Origin of the sequence: Edaphobacter sp. 12200R-103, assembly GCF_010093025.1 — a bacterium.
Taxonomy (GTDB): domain Bacteria; phylum Acidobacteriota; class Terriglobia; order Terriglobales; family Acidobacteriaceae; genus Edaphobacter.
The window spans coordinates 309,949-325,530 of sequence record NZ_CP048114.1 but is presented as its reverse complement, the minus strand read 5'-3'; the positions used below and the strand labels follow the sequence as shown (position 1 = coordinate 325,530).

The 15,582-nt window shown below is 59.8% G+C and carries 14 protein-coding genes; 9 read left to right on the top strand and 5 right to left on the bottom strand.

Annotated features, from left to right (window positions below; all coding sequences use genetic code 11):
* Nucleotides 1-49: 49 nt before the first annotated feature.
* Nucleotides 50-1,099: a serine hydrolase gene (locus tag GWR55_RS01435; RefSeq protein ID WP_162400668.1), complete on the bottom strand. Its 1,050-nt coding sequence runs from the start codon at nucleotides 1,097-1,099 to the stop codon at nucleotides 50-52.
* 227 nt (nucleotides 1,100-1,326) lie between these two features.
* Between GWR55_RS01435 and murQ the strand changes: the two genes are divergently transcribed.
* Both murQ and GWR55_RS01425 read left to right on the top strand, forming a co-directional pair.
* Entirely contained in the window at nucleotides 1,327-2,295 is a 969-nt protein-coding gene (murQ, locus tag GWR55_RS01430) for an N-acetylmuramic acid 6-phosphate etherase (RefSeq protein WP_162400667.1), read from the top strand.
* A 296-nt stretch (nucleotides 2,296-2,591) separates the two neighbouring features.
* Nucleotides 2,592-3,446 carry a sugar phosphate isomerase/epimerase gene (locus GWR55_RS01425; protein WP_162400666.1) on the top strand — a complete coding sequence of 285 codons (855 nt, stop codon included), beginning with the start codon at nucleotides 2,592-2,594 and terminating at the stop codon, nucleotides 3,444-3,446.
* Nucleotides 3,447-3,726: 280 nt separating this feature from the next.
* Here the strand turns inward: GWR55_RS01425 and GWR55_RS01420 are convergent, their stop codons facing one another.
* A complete protein-coding gene (locus GWR55_RS01420; protein ID WP_162400665.1) occupies nucleotides 3,727-6,228 on the bottom strand; it encodes a heavy metal translocating P-type ATPase in 2,502 nt (833 codons plus the stop codon).
* A 261-nt stretch (nucleotides 6,229-6,489) separates the two neighbouring features.
* On the opposite strand from GWR55_RS01420, the gene GWR55_RS01415 reads away from it, so the two are divergent.
* Nucleotides 6,490-7,884 (top strand): RNA polymerase sigma factor, encoded by a 1,395-nt coding sequence (locus GWR55_RS01415; protein WP_370521426.1) that lies wholly within the window; start codon nucleotides 6,490-6,492, stop codon nucleotides 7,882-7,884.
* 9 nt (nucleotides 7,885-7,893) lie between these two features.
* Here GWR55_RS01415 and GWR55_RS01410 read toward each other — a convergent pair whose 3' ends face one another.
* Complete coding sequence (locus GWR55_RS01410; protein ID WP_162400664.1) at nucleotides 7,894-9,387, bottom strand: hypothetical protein; 1,494 nt, start codon at nucleotides 9,385-9,387, stop codon at nucleotides 7,894-7,896.
* Between GWR55_RS01410 and GWR55_RS01405 the strand changes: the two genes are divergently transcribed.
* Nucleotides 9,368-9,808 carry a hypothetical protein gene (locus GWR55_RS01405; protein ID WP_162400663.1) on the top strand — a complete coding sequence of 147 codons (441 nt, stop codon included), beginning with the start codon at nucleotides 9,368-9,370 and terminating at the stop codon, nucleotides 9,806-9,808. The genes GWR55_RS01410 and GWR55_RS01405 overlap by 20 nt on opposite strands.
* Nucleotides 9,809-9,827: 19 nt before the next feature.
* Here GWR55_RS01405 and GWR55_RS01400 read toward each other — a convergent pair whose 3' ends face one another.
* Entirely contained in the window at nucleotides 9,828-10,307 is a 480-nt protein-coding gene (locus GWR55_RS01400) for a hypothetical protein (RefSeq protein WP_162400662.1), read from the bottom strand.
* Nucleotides 10,308-10,768: 461 nt separating this feature from the next.
* Between GWR55_RS01400 and pyrE the strand changes: the two genes are divergently transcribed.
* The 3 genes from pyrE to mtnA are packed head-to-tail and all read left to right on the top strand — an operon-like array spanning nucleotide 10,769 to nucleotide 13,251.
* Nucleotides 10,769-11,380 (top strand): orotate phosphoribosyltransferase, encoded by a 612-nt coding sequence (pyrE, locus tag GWR55_RS01395; RefSeq protein ID WP_162400661.1) that lies wholly within the window; start codon nucleotides 10,769-10,771, stop codon nucleotides 11,378-11,380.
* Between the two features lie 2 nt (nucleotides 11,381-11,382).
* Nucleotides 11,383-12,156: an MBL fold metallo-hydrolase gene (locus GWR55_RS01390; RefSeq protein ID WP_162400660.1), complete on the top strand. Its 774-nt coding sequence runs from the start codon at nucleotides 11,383-11,385 to the stop codon at nucleotides 12,154-12,156.
* A 21-nt stretch (nucleotides 12,157-12,177) separates the two neighbouring features.
* Complete coding sequence (mtnA, locus tag GWR55_RS01385; protein ID WP_162400659.1) at nucleotides 12,178-13,251, top strand: S-methyl-5-thioribose-1-phosphate isomerase; 1,074 nt, start codon at nucleotides 12,178-12,180, stop codon at nucleotides 13,249-13,251.
* Nucleotides 13,252-13,290: 39 nt separating this feature from the next.
* Here the strand turns inward: mtnA and GWR55_RS01380 are convergent, their stop codons facing one another.
* Entirely contained in the window at nucleotides 13,291-14,655 is a 1,365-nt protein-coding gene (locus GWR55_RS01380; RefSeq protein WP_162400658.1) for a glycosyltransferase family 39 protein, read from the bottom strand.
* A gap of 174 nt (nucleotides 14,656-14,829) precedes the next feature.
* Here GWR55_RS01380 and GWR55_RS01375 point away from each other — a divergent pair, with 174 nt between their 5' ends.
* A complete protein-coding gene (locus GWR55_RS01375; RefSeq protein WP_238398567.1) occupies nucleotides 14,830-15,081 on the top strand; it encodes a permease in 252 nt (83 codons plus the stop codon).
* 65 nt (nucleotides 15,082-15,146) lie between these two features.
* Complete coding sequence (gene mscL, locus GWR55_RS01370; RefSeq protein WP_162400656.1) at nucleotides 15,147-15,557, top strand: large conductance mechanosensitive channel protein MscL; 411 nt, start codon at nucleotides 15,147-15,149, stop codon at nucleotides 15,555-15,557.
* Nucleotides 15,558-15,582 lie beyond the last annotated feature (25 nt).

The following is a 15,582-nucleotide window of genomic DNA, read 5'->3' as shown; positions in this document are numbered from 1 at the left end:
GCTCCGGTCCTGTTTGCTCCTCAGTCTCCACAGTCCTGCTTGTCCCCTCTTACTTAGACGTTCCAGAAGCCCCACCGGCACCCAGTCCTAAACCCGGTACGAGGGCCCTGCCGTCGATTCCGGCGGGCGACCAGGCTTCGACGATCTTCCTGGCAAGCCTTGCAATTATGATCTCAGCCTCGTTGTCTGCCGTCCAGCTTTGGTCTTCGTTGCCGTAGGTAAAGATCGAGATTATAATCGGCCCATCTTTTCCGGCAACAATCGCAACATCGTTTCGTACCGCATTCAGGCTTCCCGTCTTGCTGGCAATGCCCGAACCCTCTTCCGTCGTATCAAGCTTCTCCAGGTACCGAGGTATCGTATTGCGGTAGAACTGGTTACGCAGCATGGTCAAGGCAGTCCGGCATATCTCGATATCGCCCGGTTGCGCTGGCTCTCCCGGTTTCCCAAGCTCGCAGCGGCCAATGCGCTCCATGATCGTCTCCATCTCATGGGCCGTCGTCTTTCCCAGACCAAACTTCGGCTGATCTGATGGCATCGGTTCCGTCGCTGGCTTGCCAATCTTCTTGTAAAGATGAGTATCCTTCAGGCCCATCCAGGCAATCCTCGCATTCACCGCGCTTGTGCCAAATCGATCGATCGCCAGGTTGGTGGCGGTGTTGTCGCTGACGATTACCATCATCGTTAGCACGTCTTTCAGCGTCAGAGTCAGAGGCGTATCGAAAAAGGTAAGGACACCCGATCCGCTGACTCCATCATCCTTTTTCAGCGTCAGCTTCTCATTCCAGTGCGCCTTGCCGTCCCGAACCTGCTCCATGGCTTCGAACAGAATGGCCAGCTTGATCACCGACGCGGTCTGAACCGGCTGGTCGGAATCGAGAGCCACAACCTTTCCTGTATTCAGCTGTTTTGCATAAAGGACTACATGTCCCTTGTGGGTCGCGGCTATTGCGGCCAGGCTCTGCTGCAGCGAAACGTCCGTCACCTCATGCCCTTCTGCAGGCCGCGCCGCAGCAGCCTCTACAGTAGCCGCGCTGCTCACCGTCGCCGTCAGCGCCAGGCCGGCAGCGATTACGCCACAGAGAAAACTCTTTGTCATAAACTGCATCTTACATAGCCTCCCTCCAATTTCGAGAAAGTAAACTTTGATGCGAGAGTGTGTGAAATCATCTTCCATTTCTCCGAATTTAATCAATTGATAGAGTCTCGCAAGGAGCATGCGGACGTGTGGGAAATAAACGTGACGCTTTCTGTACGCATCTAACCGAGATTAGGACTAGAATCGTCTAAACCAAAAAAGCAGCACCTTGTAGCAGGACGTTTTTTATGGCAAGTCTTACGATGCTCGAACCGGCCCAGTCTTCAAAATCCGCTTCCAGTGGCCCCGATGAGTTTCTTTCGCTGGTCACAGAGACAGATAACTCTGCCTCTGAAGGACTGGATACAAAATCTGCACTTGAGATCGCCCGCATCATCAATCATGAAGATGCGAAGGTCGCTGCTGCCGTAAAAAAAGCTCTTCCGGAGATCGCAATCGTTATCGATACAGTGGCCCGGTCACTTCGAGACGGCGGACGCCTCATCTATGTCGGAGCCGGCTCTTCAGGACGTATCGCCGCTCTCGATGCCTCGGAGTGCCCGCCTACCTTCTCGACAGCCCCGGCCCAGGTGCAATACATCATGGCCGGCGGCCCCAAGGCACTCGCTTCCGCCTCCGATGTCAATGAAGACTCTCCCGAGCTGGGACAGCGCGACATCGCCCGCAGGCGCCCCACCCGCAAAGACATCGTCATAGGAGTCTCCGCCTCCGGCCGTACCCCGTATGTGGTCGGTGCCGTCGAGTACGCGCGTGCGCGAGGAGCAAAGACCGCCGCGGTCACCTGCAACGCGAACACAGCGCTCTCTGAGGTTGCCGATACCACCATCGTCGCCGACGTTGGCCCTGAGACCGTCGCCGGATCTACCAGGATGAAGTCCGCGACCGCCCAGAAGATGATCCTCAACATGATCACCACCGGAGCCATGACGCGGCTGGGCTACGTCTATGACAACCTGATGGTGAACGTGCACATGAAGAATGCCAAGCTCGTCGAGCGCGGCATTCGCGTCCTGATGAAGGTCTGCAACATCGACCGTGAGACGGCCATCCGGACCATCAAGTCAGCCGGCAAGTCCATCCCGATCGCGGTCGTCATGCTCAAAGCCAACGTTGACAAGATGGAGGCAGTCCGCCGCCTTACCAAGTCCGACGGAAACGTTCGTCTCGCTATCGAAGACTCGCGCCTCGAGCTTTAAAATCTCGTTTCTGAAAGAGAAAACCTGCCCGCCGGCAGGTTTCCTCTTTTCCCACTCTCCTCGCGGTTTTCCGTCGCAATGAACTGTCATAGTGAGTCATTTAAAGCCGTTATTCTGAGCGCAGCGAAGAATCCCTGTATCTTGCCCGGAGAAGGCCAGAACGTTCAGGCAGATCTGAAATCCAAACCGGATGAAGATCCCTGAATGAAAGCACCCTCCCCTCCAGACTCCAGACCTCTCACCTCAATCGATTCATTACTGGACGACCACTGCGGGCGAAGGCTACTATGCCCTGCATGAAGCTAAATCTCTCGCGCCGCAGTCTTCTTAGTGGCGGAACTATGCTCGCCGCCTCGTCGCTCCTCTCCAACTCCGCCTTTGCGTTTGCCGCGCCATCATCCTCTGACGCTCCCATCCGACTCGGAATCGCCAGCTACACCTTTCGCAAGTTCGATCAGCAGCACCTCATTGAGTTCATGAAAGAGCTCAAAACGCCCTATCTGAACCTGAAGGACGTTCATCTCCCGATGACTCCCGCTGATCAGGTCGCAGCGCGCGCCGCGGAGTATCGCGCCGCTGGCATGACCCTCACCGCAGCCGGAACCATCTACTTCGACAAGGACGATGACAACGACATCCGCTCCAAGTTTGAGTACGTTAAGGCCGCCGGAATTCCCCTGATCGTTGGATCCCCATCGCGCCAGGTCCTTCCCCGTGTCGAAAAGTTCGTGAAGGAATACAACATCAAGCTGGCGATTCACAATCATGGCCCCGAGGACAAGCAGTGGCCCTCTCCCTTCGATGTTCTCGACGCCGTTAAGAACATGGATCAGCGTATCGGCTGCTGCATCGATGTTGGCCACACCATGAGGACAGGAACCGACCCCGTCACTGCCATCAAAAAGGTGGGCTCGCGCGTCTACGACATTCACATGAAGGACCTCGCCGAAAGCAAGGTCAAGGAGAGCCAGGTTGCCGTTGGAGACGGACTGATGCCCGTACCGCAGATCTTCCGCGCTCTCATCGGCATCGGCTACAAAGGCAACGTCGATCTAGAGTACGAGATTCACGGCGACGACCCCATGCCTGGCGTCATCAAGAGCTTCGCCTACATGCGCGGAGTCCTCGCTGGAATGGGCCTCAAAGCCTGATCCGCTCCACCTGAACGAAGGGCGCACCTGCAAAGCAAGTGCGCCCGTCACCGTTAAAGTTCACTGTAACCAACTGTCGTCCATCTCACTGTCGTCATTCTGAGGCGCAGCCGAAGAATCCCTGTCTTTTGTCCGTGCAACCCCCAATGCCTGAGGCATCGATCCACGATTAACGCCCTAACAGATACCCATCTCTGCTCCTATCTATAAAGTGTCCTCCTGAGCTGAGCGCAGCGAAGTCGAAGGATCTGCGGTTCCTCAACCCCCGAAGGCCTCTTCCTTACACCCTCACCCGCCGCAACCGCAACGCATTCGAGATCACCGAGACCGAACTGAAGCTCATCGCCGCAGCCGCCACCATCGGACTCAACAACCACCCGAACAGCGGATACAGCACACCCGCCGCCAGAGGCACACCCGCCGCGTTATAGATAAATGCAAAGAACAGGTTCTGCCGGATGTTCCGCATCGTGCGCTGGCTCAAACGCCGCGCCCGCAGCAGGCCGCGCAGATCACCACTCACCAGTGTGATTCCTCCCGTGGCCATCGCGACATCCGCGCCTGTTCCCATCGCTATTCCCACCTGTGCAGCCGCCAGAGCGGGAGCATCGTTGATGCCGTCCCCCGCCATGGCCACAATCTTCCCTTCCCGCTGCAGCCTCCGGATCACCTCCGCCTTCCCCTCGGGAGAGACCTCCGCCTCAAATGCAATCCCCAGTCTGCTGGCCACAGCCTTCGCCGTCGTACGGTTGTCTCCCGTCACCATCACGACCGACAATCCACTCTTCTTCAACTCGTTCACCACCTCTGGTGACGAGCTCTTGAGAGGATCGGCCACCGCAATCGCTCCCGCTGCGCTCCCATCCATCGCGACCAACATCACGGTCTGGCCCTCACGCCTCATCGTCTCGGCACGCTCTTCTAGAGCCTTCGCTTCCACACCGTCATCGCGCAATAACGCCTGTGTCCCAATAGCAACCCGCCGCCTGTCCACTACACCGGTAACCCCCTTCCCCGTCACCGATGCAAATTCCTTCACCTCAGCCAGCACAATGCCTCGCTCCTGCGCACCCGCAACAATCGCAGACGCCAGAGGATGCTCACTCGCCCGCTCCAGACTCGCCGCCGCTCGCAGCAGATCGTTCTCATTCACACCGTCAGCCGTCACCACCTCGGTCAGTCGGGGCTTGCCCTCCGTCAGCGTGCCAGTCTTATCTAACACCAGCGTGTCAACCTTCTCCAATGTCTCCAGAGCCTCGGCGTTCCGCACCAGCACACCTTCATGCGCTCCTCGCCCCGTAGCCACCATGATCGACATTGGTGTAGCCAGTCCCAGCGCACACGGACACGCAATAAGCAGCACCGACATCGCAATCACCAAAGCATGCGCCAGCCTCGGCTCCGGTCCCCACACGGCCCACGCCGTCGCCGCGAGCGCCGCAGCCAGCAGAACAGCAGGAACAAAGTATCCCGCCACTTGGTCCGCCAGGCGCTGAATTGGCGCTCTCGACCGTTGCGCCTCGCTCACCATCTTCACAATCTGCGCCAGCAGCGTATCCGAGCCCACGCGCTCAGCCCGCATAACCATCGCCCCCGTTCCGTTGATCGTTCCGCCGACCACCTTCTCCCCTGCCGTCTTCTCTACCGGAACCGGCTCGCCCGTCACCATCGATTCATCCACGGCGCTGCGCCCGTCCTCCACCACGCCATCCACCGGAACCTTCTCACCCGGTCGCACTCTCAGGCGATCGCCCACTGCAATCTCACTCAGCGGAATATCGCTCTCCGTCCCATCCTGCACGATCCTGCGAGCCGTCTTCGGAGCCAGCCCCAGCAGCGCGCGAATCGCCCCGCCAGTTTTGTCTCTCGCCTTCAGCTCCAGCACCTGCCCCAGCAGCACTAGCACCGTGATCACCGCGGCCGACTCAAAGTACAGTCCCAGCTCACCGCCATGCCCACGAAACGAATCCGGAAAGATCCCCGGCGCGACCACAGCCACTACGCTGTATAGATACGCCGCGCCGGTCCCCATCGCAATCAGCGTGAACATGTTCAAACTGCGATGCACGATCGACGCCCACCCACGCTCGAAGAACGGCCATCCGCACCACAGCACCACAGGAGTCGCCAACGTCATCTGCGCCCATCCCATCCACCTGCCCGCCGGCGGCCCGGCAAACGGATGCCCCGGCCACATTTCCATCACCATCACGGCCAGCAGCGGAAGCGACAGCGCCACTCCCACCCAGAACCGCAGCAGCATCGTCTTCAGCTCAGGATTCTCCTGGTCCGCTGTCACCTCCCGCGGCTCCAGGGCCATGCCACAGATCGGGCAGCTTCCCGGCCCGTCCTTCACAATCTCCGGATGCATTGGGCACGTATATTCGACGCCGCTCATCACTGGAGCCATCGGCTCCAGCGCCATCCCGCACTTCGGACACGCCCCCATCTTGTCCGAGATCACCTCCGGGTGCATTGGACACGTATACTTCCCTGCCGCAGAAGGCGATATCGTCCCCTTCACCGCCGCAGCATGAGTTCCACCACCTCCACCGCAGCACCCACTGCCAGCCTTGGCCGGACTCATCCCCCCAACCGCAACTGATCCCTCAGCCGCATCCTGCGTCCCAGATCCGTCATACTTCGCCGGGTCCGTTTCAAACTTTTTTCTGCACCCCTCGCAACAGAAGTACCAACGTTTTCCAGCGTGTTCGCTCGTCCACTTCGCGGTCTCCACCTTCACCTGCATCCCGCAAACCGGATCTTTCACCATCTCACTCATCTGAATCACTCCTCATCCACGCAGACGAACGACCGCCATTCCCATTACACACGACACAACATAAGACATTCCTCCATCCACTGGGTGCCCCATCTTCGGCTCATGGCGACGTCAGTTGACATGAGACTAAGGTGGGGGTTGGCAGGATGCCAGATTCACCCACAAATCCACCCGCAGGATGCCCACTCATGACGAAGTCTCATCGCAACATGAGCGGGCCGTCGAGCAAAGCTCGACCGCCTTGCCACACCTCCACGAATGATGATGTCATCATCCCTGATGCCAGCCGAGACCAACCCCGTCGACCTGCACCGCTCCATCGACGCCGTATGGCGCATCGAGTCGGCCCGCCTCATCGCCGTCCTCACTCGCATCGTCCGCGACGTCGGCCTCGCCGAAGATCTCGCCCAGGACGCCCTCGTCGCCGCGCTCGAGCGCTGGCCCCTCACCGGCATCCCCGACAACCCCGGCGCATGGCTCATGGCCGCGGCCAAAAACCGCGCCATCGATCTCCTCCGCCGCAACAAGCTTCTCGATCGCAAGCACCAGCAGCTCGGCTACGAGCTCGAATCCACCCACCAGCTCACGCCCGACCAGATCAACGCCGCTATCGACAATCCCGTCGGCGACGATCTCCTCCGCCTCATCTTCATCTCCTGCCACCCCATCCTCGCCCCCGAAGCCCGCGTCGCCCTCACCCTCCGCCTCCTCGGCGGCCTCACCACCGATGAGATCGCCCGCGCCTTCCTCCTCGCCGAACCCACCGTCGCCCAGCGCATCGTCCGCGCCAAACGAACTCTCGGCGAAGCCAATATTCCCTTCGAGGTTCCCCGCGGTGGCGAGTTCACCGCTCGACTCGCATCCGTCCTCCAGGTCCTCTACCTCATCTTCAACGAGGGCTACTCCGCCACCGCCGGCGACGATTGGACCCGCCCCGCTCTCTGCGAAGACGCTCTCCGCCTCGGCCGCGTCCTAGCTGAACTGGTCCCCACCGAGCCCGAAGTCCACGGCCTCGTCGCCCTCATGGAGATCCAGGCCTCACGCCTCAACGCCCGCATCGGTCCTACCGGCGAACCCATCCTCCTGCTCGATCAGGACCGCTCCCGCTGGGACCAGATCCTCATCCATCGTGGCCTCACCGCCCTCGAACACGCCGAGCGCCTGCTCCAAACGGACACCAACGCGGGTGCCCCATCTTCAGCTCATGACGATTCCAGTCGACACGAGACTAAGGCGGGTTCGCAGGATGCCAAAACAGTTCCGCATAACTCCGGCCCCTACACCCTACAGGCCGCAATCGCCGCATGCCACGCCCGCGCCCTCACCCCCGAGGCCACCGACTGGCGCCGCATCGCCTCTCTCTACGCACAACTCCTCAACCTCACCCCATCTCCCATCATCCAACTCAACCGGGCGGTAGCCATCTCCATGGCCTCCGGCCCGGCCGCAGCCCTTTCCCTTGTCGACGCTCTCGCCGACGAACCCTCGCTGAAGTCCTACCACCTTCTCCCCAGCGTGCGCGGTGACCTCCTCCACAAGCTCGGCCGACACCAGGAGGCTCGCATCGAGTTCGAGCGCGCCGCCGCACTCACCCGCAACGCACGCGAGCGCACTCTACTCCTCAACCGCGCCAAAGCAGCGGAGCCTGCGCTCTGACACGCCACTCTATTGGCTCACCGCCTCCATCTGCAGCATCCCCAGCATCGCCTGATCGATGCTGATCGTCACCACCCGGTTGTTATCGATCGGATAGTTCAGGAACGATGCCCCGCCCGTAAACGAAACCGCATTCAACCCGGTCAACGTCAACACATCGCTCGAGCTGTCCACACTTCCCCTAAGCGTCACATTTGGCGTCGGAGTTCCCATATCGTTGTAGTCGGTAAATCCGGCATAGTTCGAACCGTTGATCGTCAACGCGCCCGACGCGCTCCACGGCGATCCATTGCCATCGTTCAGGAATCCCTGCCCCACGATCGCATACAGGCCGCCCAACTGCGGTGAAGAAGTGGTCTGCAGATACGCCGGCCCCGCGCTCACTTCCACCGTATCGGCGCCCATCATCAGGGCATTGCCATTCCCATCCAGATACATCAGGAAGGCGTAATTCCCATTGAGAGGATTGGATTGTGTCGTCACATCATTCAGAGTCACCCTGCCATTGGCGCCTACCGTGTACGTCCCTCCGGTAATCGTGTCTTCGCCATTGTTCGTAATGTCGTTGATCGCAAGCGGCCCCGAAAGCGTACCATCTGCGGCAAAGTGGATAACCCCGGCAAAGTCCGCGGCTCCGACCACATCCGCACCTACCCCGCTATACACATAGGCCTTCCCCGCCAGGGCGTTCTGGTTGAAGCTGCCCGCATTGCTTCCCTGCGCAAGTGCCATGCCGGCCAGGTTGAAGCCAAGATCGTCCTGCTGGCTCTCAATCAGTTGCACCTGGTTCGGCCCAACGACATAACCCGTCAGGATAAAGTTCGACAGTCCCGTCGTCGTATCCGGTGAAAGTCCAATGCTGAATCGCCCAAACGAATCCGGTGCGCTCACCGTCCCCGCGGTAAAGCTCTTCGCCAAACTCACCGTCGACCCGAAGTTCAGATCGAAGACGCTGTTGCTCAACGAAACTGTCGTCCCGCTGATATTCAACACGCCCCCAATCCCCGTTGTAATCGCGTCGCCGTTCGTATCGAAGCCCACACCGGAGACCAGGTACGCATAACTTCCCGCAGGCGCCGCCGTACTCGTCTGCAGGTCGATCGAACCCGTCCCTACGCCATACTCGTCATATTCCGAGATCAGCACCCGTGTAGCCGAGGTCTTTGTTCCGCGCAGCGTAATCACGCCGTTGTCGCCAATGTTCGTGTTCCCTGTCGCCAAAGCCACCTGCACATTGCCTCCCGACCCCATCGAGACTCCGCTCCCCGTAGATGTAATCGAGTTGCTGTAAGCGGCTGCTGAATCGGAGAAATCCTGCTCTCCTGCGGTGATCCCTCCGCTCGCCACAGTAAAGGCCCCAGCCAGAAACAACGGCCCATTCGCATTCTGTCCCGCCAGGTGATACACATATGTGCCGTCCGCCAGCATCGGACCCGTCGCGGCTGTAATCGTAATCATCGCCGTCGCCGACTTGCTGGCATCCGTGACCGACGTCGCCGTCACCGTCACCGTATTTCCGCTCGGAACCGCCGCGGGCGCCGTGTACGTCGTACTCGCTCCGCTGGCCGTCGATGCGCTGCTGAACGAGCCGCAAGCTCCGCTGCTGCCGCACGTCGCCGTCCATTTCACTCCTCCATTCGCGCTGTCGTTGCCCACATTCGCCGTCAACTGCGCCTGGCTGTTCGCCGTCAGGGTAGACGGCGGCGATGCCAGCGAAACCGTAATCGCCGGAGGAGCCGGCTTTGAGCCCGACCCTCCGCACCCACTCACAAAACACGCAGCGGCAGTCGCTGCCGCCAAACATATCTGCCTGGAACGTGTCATCCTGAGCGAAGTCCTGAGTGAGCGAGCCGAACCGAAGGGTGAAGTCGAAGGATCTGCGGCTTGGGATGTCAGCTCAACCTTAGGGATTCCTTCGATGTGAAAGAAGCTCTGCGCGTTCTTCATCGCGCACCTCCCTTCAGATCGCTCTTCACCGTTCGCGGCCGTGGCCTATCGGACCCCATCTCCCGTACCGGAAATCCATTCCGGCTTCGCACATGGACCGTCGTCCCTCCAACTACCAGCGTCCGAACGAGCAGATACTCCTGTCCGTTGACCGACCGTACAACGCCGGTAACCCGCACCGTCTCACCCACCCTGATCCGGCTCCGTATCATCTCGCTCAGGTTCGCACCCGCATTCACCATCAGGCTGTGCTGCGATCCGCTCATCGCGAAGTTCAGCCCTAAAGGTGCGCCCGCCACTCTTTTCATTGGGACCTCCGTCACCTGGCCTCCCAGTGTGACCTCATCGGCTGCCGTCCACGCCTGGTGTCCGCCGTTCGGAAGAGACCCTCTTCTCCCCTCAGCAACAGCCCCCGTCCCTGCCATCATCCAAAGCAGGACCACAAGACAAACCAAACCAACCCTGGGCAGCAACATCAGGATCTCTCCTTATCTCAGAATTTTCAGGAAAGCTGGCCCATTCCTTTTACTGACGCAAAAGCCATCGCAAACCGAAAGCCGGCCAAGAGATAGCGAAGGCACGCGCCCTTCATTGACAGGTGACATCATGCTACTTCCCGCCGGAATCCGCCATCTTTATTCCAATCATTCCTTTCGCGAGGATTCTCCGCTGCAGGAGAATCCATCGGAACGATATCAAAAGCGCTTTCTATAAACCCCGCAGAATCAATCTCCTGTAGGTGCCGAATCGCCTTCCCACAACCGCTATACTGGTATCAGTTTCGTAAGCAGGAATTTGTATCCGGGCGGCAACACAAGCTCTTCGATTTCATGGCTTTGGAGCCAGAAACACATCTTTTCTGGAACTTGCAGCGGAAGTCCGGACTTAGAGATCCTTTTGCGCAAATACATACTTAAGGGGTAGCCCAGAGCCCGATATGTCTGATCACCGCAACGACCTGCTCAACCTGATCGCCACACACTCCTTCCGCCTCGGCGACTTCACCCTCGCCAGCGGCCAGAAATCCGACTACTACATCGACTGCCGTACCACCACCCTGCATGCCGAAGGCGGCCGTCTCTCCGGGCTCGTCCTCTACGACCTCATTCGCCAGCATTTTCCCCAGACCGCCGCCGTCGGCGGACTCACCATGGGGGCCGATCCACTCGTCTCGAACACCTCCTCCGCCAGCGCGTGGCATCACCATCAACATCACCACCGCGCACCGCACGATAACGAGCTTGTCCACGGCTTTCTCGTCCGTAAAGCCGAAAAGACCCACGGCACCGGTCGCCGCATCGAAGGCTTCCACAGAATCGGAGCCCACGTCGTCATCGTCGACGACGTCTGCACCACCGGCGGCTCCACCATTACCGCCATCGAGGCCGCCCGCGAATCCGGGATGAACGTCATCGGCGTCCTGTGCCTTGTTGACCGCGAACAAGGCGGTCGCGCTAACATCGAAGCCGCCGCGCCGCACGCCCCGTTCTACTCCGTTTTCACCGCAACCGACGTCCGCACCGCACATATCGCTCTCAAAGGACAATAGCCATGAGCAGCCAGCCAGAGATCGTCTACGTTGGGGGTCCCACCGCGCTGATCACCTTTCACGGCCTGCGCTTCCTCACCGACCCCACCTTCGATCCTGCCGGCGGCGACTACGTGGCCGGTCCCACCACCCTGCACAAGATCAGCGATCCGCAGGTCAGCGTCGACCAGCTCGGCCCCATCGACTACATCCTGCTCAGCCACGATCAGCACTTCGACAACCTCGACCACGCCGGACGCAAGATGCTGTCCCGCGCAAAGTCGGTCTTCACCACCGCTGAAGGTGCAAAGCGACTGGGCGGCAACGCCGTCGGCTTCGTCCCCTGGCAGACCGTCGAGATCAACACTCCAGAAGGCTACCCCCTCCTGATAACGGCCACCCCCGCGCGACACGGCCCAGTCGGCTGCGAGGGTCGGAGCGGCCCGGTCGTCGGCTTCGCTGTCCGCCCCAAGGACGACCCCACCGAAGGTGCTCTCTACTTTTCCGGAGATACGGTCTGGTACGAAGGCGTCGCCGAGGTCGCCCGCTGGATTCCCGTATCAATAGCCGTCCTCAACATGGGAGCGGCACGCGTCCAAGCTGCTGGCCCGGCACCGCTGACCATGACCGCCGACGACGCCATCCAGGTCGCAAAGGCCATGCCCGAGGCCACTATCGTGCCCCTCCACTTCGAGGGCTGGGCACACTTCACCGAGTCCCGGCAGGTCATCCAGGAAGCATTTTGGAACGCCGGGCTCGACAGCCGCCTTCGCTGGGTCGATCCCATACGCTCCTGAGTTCGATAAACTAAGAGAGACATGATTCCCACCCTCGAATGGCTCCCTGAAGGCGTTAACTTCCTCGATCAAACCAAGCTCCCTCTCGAGGAGACCTACGTCCTCGCCACCGACTACCAGCAGGTCGCAACCGTCATCCGCGACATGATCGTCCGCGGTGCGCCGGCCATCGGAGTCTCCGCCGCGATGGGCTTCGCGCTCGGCGTCAGCCAGAGCAAGGCAACCGACATCGCCAGCCTCAACGACGAGGTCGCCATCATCGCGAAGACCCTCGCCGAGACCCGGCCCACCGCCGTCAATCTCTTCTGGGCCATCGACCGCATGCGCGCGAAGTACAACGCGCTGGCCGAAGCAGGCACCTCGATCCCTGAGATCAAGGCCGCACTCATCAAGGAAGCCCAGCAGATGTACGACGAAGACATCGCGGCCTGCAAGTCGATGGGTGCCCACGGAGCAGCCCTGCTCCCGCAGCAAGGCACCGTGCTGACCCACTGCAACGCCGGCGCTCTCGCCACCTGTGGCTACGGCACTGCCCTTGGCGTTATCCGTGCCGCTGTCGAGCGCGGCCACAACATCGACGTCTACGCCGACGAGACCCGCCCCTACCTGCAGGGCGCTCGACTCACAGCGTGGGAGCTGCTGCACGATAACATTCCGACCACGGTGCTCTGCGACAACATGGCGGGATCGCTGATGCGCCAAGGCAAGATCCAGGCCGTCATCGTCGGAGCCGACCGCATCGCCGCCAACGGTGACACAGCCAACAAGATTGGAACCTACTCGGTCGCAGTGCTCGCCAAAGAGCACGGCATCCCATTCTACGTCGCCGCCCCGCTCTCGACCATCGATGTCAACACCCCAGACGGAGACGCCATCCCCATTGAGCAGCGCGCGGCCACTGAGGTCACGCACTCAAACGGCAGGCAGATGACGCCCAACGGAGCGGCCATCCAGAACCCGGCCTTCGATGCCACTCCTGCCAAGTACATCACCGCCATCATCACCGAGCACGGCGTCCTGCAGGCTCCTTATGAGCAATCCATCAAAGAGATGTTCCAGAAGGCCGCAACGGGATCCGAACTCGCCACAGCTTAGACAGCTGGCCGGTCCCATTTCAACGGCCAGGCGTTTTTCCTACGTTCGGGTAAAAAAGAAGACCCACTCTGCCTGGATCAGCAGCAGGACGGCAAGCGCGGTCCTGCCCCGGGCTGAGTTCCTTTCGCCGGACGAACAAACCACCTGATACGCCAGCGCTCCCAGCAGGGCAAGTGGAGCAATCACTGGAAAATGGTAGGTCGGATGCGACATGCTCATCCAGTACGGAAAGGCATAAAAGAGCACGGCGCCAGCAAGCAGCCACGTCTCCCACCTTCGGCAGAACGCCCCCGGCGCTGCCGCAATCCAAAAGAAGGCGAATCCCGCCACCACCAGATAGCACGCTGCATCCAGCACCAAAACGACAGGAAACCAGCGGCGCACCGAAGGACGGGCCTGCCTCAAATGAGCTGCCGTAAAGATGTCGAAACCCCAGAAACAGCGCACCCGATTCACACTCCGCAGCAGAAAGAGATCGGGCCGTTGCAGAACGTAGTCGACAGCCCGCTTCTGAAATGCCTCTCCGCGCTCTGTCTCGGGTAGATCAAAAACTTCCTTTACGACTTTCTCGTACTCCGGAAAACGATGAATTTCCTCACTCTCCGGCTTGGCATGTGAACCGAAGTACCAGGTCCGATAAAGCGGCGTCCAGGGATTATTTCCATAGTAGAGGTTGACTCCATTAGAGTTGTTGATCTTCCACTGGCCGGAGAGCTGATGGACCTTTCCCACCCATGCCAGGATCATCATCCCTCCAAGAGCTACGGCGATCACTGGCTCCCGCAGCCGGCGACGGCCGAAATAAGCCAAAGCCGGTAGCGCAATCAGCAGTGGAAGCGCGCTGGGTCGCACCAGTGCCAGCCAGCCGGCTGCGCCACCCAGCAGGGCGGCTTCTCTCCAGTCTGGATCTTTCCAGCAGCGGACCGTCGCGCTTACAGCCAGCAGCAGCAGGGCGGCGGACGGTATCTGTGTCATCGGTTCTACGGAAAAGTGAACGTGGGCTGGAGTAATACTGAAGATCGCCAGAATCAGCAGAATCGCCCGATCCTTCAGGCCCAGATCTCTGCCAAGCCGGACCAGCGCCCAGCAGAACAGGGTCCACCACAGAAGCATCGAAGCCCGTAGCGCCACATCGCCCAACCCCATCGCGAGAAATGGAATGAGGTAAACGGGTAGCCCTGGCGGCCAGTACGGCACAAAATGGACGCCTCCTGCCAGTTGGAGCGCCATCGCGCGATAGTCCTGCGAGTCCGAGACCAGCGGCGTTGCCGCTATCATCCGTAGCACAAATAGCCGGATCAGAAGACTGCATCCAATAACCAGGGCAAATATCTGCCAGGGAACTTTCTTACCTTCTTCTCTTTTGCTCGATTCGTCGACTGCAATCCCGGATTGGTCATCCATGACCTTCACGTACTCTCCCAAGACGAAGGAAACAGGCTCCCTGGCTATGATATCGTGCGGACCGCCTGCGGCTTAACGTCTGCACGGCTTCGGAAAAGCGAATACCCTAGAGAGAGTAAGGTGATCTCCCGGTTCTTCAATCCGCGCTGCCGTTCGCTACTTCGGGGCACGCTCTTGGTTCTCCTCAGCCTCGGGGTCTCGGTCCTGCTCTCTCACTTCCCGGATAACCATGCGACTCTCCTGCTGATCTTTCCTACCCTTGCCGCCATCGCGGGGACGATCGACCATCTCCGTTGTGTAAGAACGCCCTGGAACCTTTATCACGGTGGCGTTCTGCTGATGCTCTACATGGATCTGATGGCGCTCAGCATGATCCTCTTCTTCCTTCTTTACCCGTATGCTCTCTGGTTAACACACTCCACGTAACGCTGCGGACAACCTGTCGTATACTCGCCCTGATCAAGGCACGTCATTTCAACCAGGAGATACGCATGCTGAAAGGGTTTCGCGACTTTATTCTTCGCGGCAACGTGATGGACCTGGCAGTCGCCGTCATTATCGGTGCTGCCTTTACTGCCATCGTCACCGCACTTACGACAAACATCATTAATCCTCTGCTCGGCGCCGCGGTTGGTAAACCCAACTTCGATTACCTGGTGGGCCACATCAACGGAGGAGTGATCGAGTACGGGAAGTTCATCACTGCCATCATCAACTTCCTTTTGATCGCGGCAGTCGTCTACTTCTTTCTGGTGCTTCCAACGCAGTATCTGCTGAAGAAGTTCAACCCTCCCGTAGTGGAAGCCCCTGCCCCCACGAAAGCATGTCCGGAGTGCCTCTCCGATATTCCGGTTGCGGCGCAGCGCTGCAGGTTCTGCGGCCAGCCTGTTGCTGCCGTCTAAATATTCGAAGCCTTCATAGCGCGAA